The following is a 3,218-nucleotide window of genomic DNA, read 5'->3' on the forward strand; positions in this document are numbered from 1 at the left end:
CCCTGCTCGCCGCCGCCCTGCTCGCCACCGCCGGCAGCGCCTTCGCCGCCACCCTCACCAAGGAGGAGGCGATCGCCAAGGCCCAGGCCATCCACCCCGGCGAGGTGGTCAAGGCCTATACCGAAGTCCAGCACGGCCGCACGCTGTGGGAAGTGCAGATCAAGGGCGAAGACGGCAGGAAGGCGGCGATCTTCATCGACGCCGAGACCGGCGAGCAGGACCTGAAGGCCAAGTAAGCGCGGGCTGCCGACATGACCGCCCCCGCTGAAATCAAGGTCTGGGACCCGCTGGTGCGGGTCTTCCACTGGTCGCTGGTCGTGGCGTTCACGCTGGCCTTCCTCACCGAGGACGACTGGCAGTGGCTGCACGTCATCGCCGGCTACACGGTGCTCGGGCTGGTGCTCGTGCGCCTGGTCTGGGGGCTGGTCGGTCCGCGGCATGCGCGCTTCAGCGACTTCGTGCACCGGCCGCGCACCGTCTGGCAGTACACGCAGGCGGTGCTGCGCGGTCGCGCCGAGCGTCACATAGGCCACAATCCGGCCGGCGGCGCGATGATCGTCGCGCTGCTCGTGATGCTGCTGGTGACGACCGGACTCGGCCTCTGCGCGTACGGTGCGCGCGGCAACGGACCGCTCGGCGACTGGCTCGGCGAGCTGAGCGCCTTCGCGACCGATGCGCTGACCGAAGCGCACGAGCTGGCCGCCTGGCTGACGGTGTGGCTGATCGCCGGCCATCTGCTCGGCGTGCTCTGGGAGAGCCTGCTGCACCGCGAGAACCTGGTGCGCGCGATGATCACCGGCCGCAAGCGCGCCGCAAAGCTTCCGGGCGGGCTGCCGGCGGACCCGCAGGCGCCATGAGCGCCGATCGGTCACGAAACGCAAATCCTGTCGCCCCGGGCCGATGCCGGATACCCGCGACCGCCACGCTCCAGTAAGCTCAAGCCCCTGATTCCTCAGGCACGCCGGGTCACCGGCGTGCGTCAGGTGGCGCAGATGTCACGATCCCTGCTGTGCTCCGTGCTGCTCACCGGCTGGCTGCTGCTGCCCCCGGCCGCCGCTGCCGCCCCCGCTCCCGCTCCGCTTTCCGACGCCGAACGCACGCTGCACGTGCTCGACCGGCTCGCCTACGGGCCGCGGCCCGGCGAGCTCGATGCCGTCGCTGCCGAAGGCACCGACGCCTGGATCGCCCGCCAGCTCCAGCCCGATTCGCTGCCGCTGCCGCCGGCGCTGCTCGCCGAACTCGAAGCGCTGCCGACGCACGGCCTCGATGCCGCCGAAATCTGGCGCCGCTACGGTCCGCCGGCGCAGGCGGCGCTGCCGGTGAAGGAGCGCCCGCTCGCCGAGGCGAAGGCCAAGCGCCTCGTGCTCGCCGCCGAGCAGCGCGAGCGCCTGCTGCGGGCGCTCGCAAGCCCGCGCCAGCTCGAAGAGGTGATGACCGAGTTCTGGTTCGATCACTTCAACGTCCATCGCGAGAAAGATGCCGTGATGCTGTGGGTCGGCGACTACGAGCGCAGCGCCATCCGCCCGCACGCGCTCGGGCGCTTCCGCGAGCTGCTCGGCGCCACCGCCCGCCATCCGGCGATGCTGTATTACCTCGACAACTGGCGCAGCGGCGCCGGCGGCCAGAACGAGAACTACGCGCGCGAACTGCTGGAGCTGCACACGCTCGGCGCCGACGGCGGCTACACGCAGGCCGATGTCATCGCGCTCGCGCGCATCCTGAGCGGCTGGACGCTCGATCTCGCCGGGGCCGCCGAGCCCGGCGCGCCGCTGTTCCGCTTCCAGCCCGGCCGTCATGCGGGCGGCGACAAGCGGCTGCTCGGCCAGCGCATCCCGGCCGGCGGCGAGGACGAAGGCGAGGCCGCCCTCGACCTGCTCGCGCGCCATCCGTCAACGGCGCGGCACATTGCGTATGAGCTTGCGCAGCGCTTCGTCGCCGACCAGCCGCCGAAGCCGCTGGTCGCGCTGCTCGCCAAGCGCTTCCGCGACACCGACGGCGACCTCCGCGCCGTGCTGGCAACGCTGTTCGAAAGCCCGCAGTTCACGGCGCGCGCGGCCTGGCGCGCGAAGTTCAAGACGCCGTACCGCTACGTGCTGTCGGCCTGGCGCGCCGGGCAGCTGCCGATCGACGACACCGCGCCGGTCATGACCGCGCTCGATCGCCTCGGCCAGCCGCTGTGGGGCTGCCCGACGCCGGACGGCTACGGCGACACCGCCGCCGACTGGCTCGGCCCCGATGCGCTGCGCCTGCGCGTCGATCTGGCCACGGCCTGGGCGAGCGGCCGGCTGCCGGGGCGCGATGCCGGCCCCGACAAGTCCGGGCGCCGGCGCGACGCCGGCAGGATGTCGCCGCCGGCCGCCGGCGAGGCATCGATGGCCCCCATGGCCCCGATGAATCCGTCGACGATGGCCGCAGCCGGCGCAGACCGCGAAGCCGGCTCCGAACCGCCCGAAGCAGCGCCGGCCATGGCGATGACGCCGCCGATGCGCTCGCCGGCCGAAGCGGCCGTCCGCCGTTCAGGTCCGGTGCCAGCCGATCCTGCGCTCGCGCCCGATGCCGCAAGCCTCGCCGCCACGCTCGGCCCCGGCATCGGCCGGCGCACGGCCGCGGCCGTCGCCTCGGCCTCGCCGCCGCTTCGCAGCGTGCTGCTGCTCGGCGGTCCGGACTTCATGCGTCGCTAGTTGTCATCCCCCGCCGCCGCCGGAGGTCGAAGACCCATGCTGCGTCGCCAACTGCTGAAAGCCATCGCCGCCGCCCCGCTGCTCGCGCTCGGTCCGCGGCTGTACGGAGCCGAACTGCCGCAGCCGGGTCCGCGGCTGGTGGTCGTGCTGCTGCGTGGCGGGCTCGACGGCCTCAGTGCCGTCGTGCCCTGGGCCGATGCCGATTACCGCGCCGCGCGACCGCGCATCGGGCTCGGCGCACCGGGCACGGCCGGCGGCGTGCTCGACCTCGACGGCCGCTTCGGCCTGCATCCGGCACTCGCGCCGCTGATGCCGCTCTGGAGCGCCGGCCTGCTCGCCTGCGTGCACGCCTGCGGCTCGCCGGACCCGACGCGCTCGCACTTCGATGCGCAGGACGATCTCGACACCGGCACGCCCGGCCGGCGCTCGACCGCCTCCGGCTGGCTGAACCGCCTGCTCACCGAGCTGCCGCAGGCCCGCGGCCCGACCGCCGGGCTGTCGGTCGGTGCGCAGATCCCGCGGCTGCTGTCGGGACCG

The 3,218-nt window shown here is 73.6% G+C and carries 3 protein-coding genes and 1 pseudogene; all 4 read left to right on the plus strand.

The window, feature by feature from the left end:
* A partial coding sequence (locus PKE44_RS14275) for a PepSY domain-containing protein (RefSeq protein WP_324552330.1) occupies window positions 1–236 on the plus strand: 236 nt, incomplete at its 5' end.
* Between the two features lie 15 nt (window positions 237–251).
* The gene (locus tag PKE44_RS14280; RefSeq protein ID WP_324552332.1) at window positions 252–857 is read left to right on the plus strand and encodes a cytochrome b/b6 domain-containing protein; all 606 of its coding nucleotides are present in this window, start codon (window positions 252–254) and stop codon (window positions 855–857) included.
* Between the two features lie 135 nt (window positions 858–992).
* Window positions 993–2,681, plus strand: a complete 1,689-nt coding sequence (locus PKE44_RS14285; protein WP_324552334.1) for a DUF1800 domain-containing protein — start codon at window positions 993–995, stop codon at window positions 2,679–2,681.
* A 36-nt stretch (window positions 2,682–2,717) separates the two neighbouring features.
* A pseudogene (locus tag PKE44_RS14290) lies at window positions 2,718–3,218 on the plus strand (hypothetical protein); the annotation flags it as partial.

Origin of the sequence: Plasticicumulans sp. (assembly GCF_035331805.1) — a bacterium.
Taxonomy (GTDB): Bacteria; Pseudomonadota; Gammaproteobacteria; order Competibacterales; family Competibacteraceae; genus Plasticicumulans.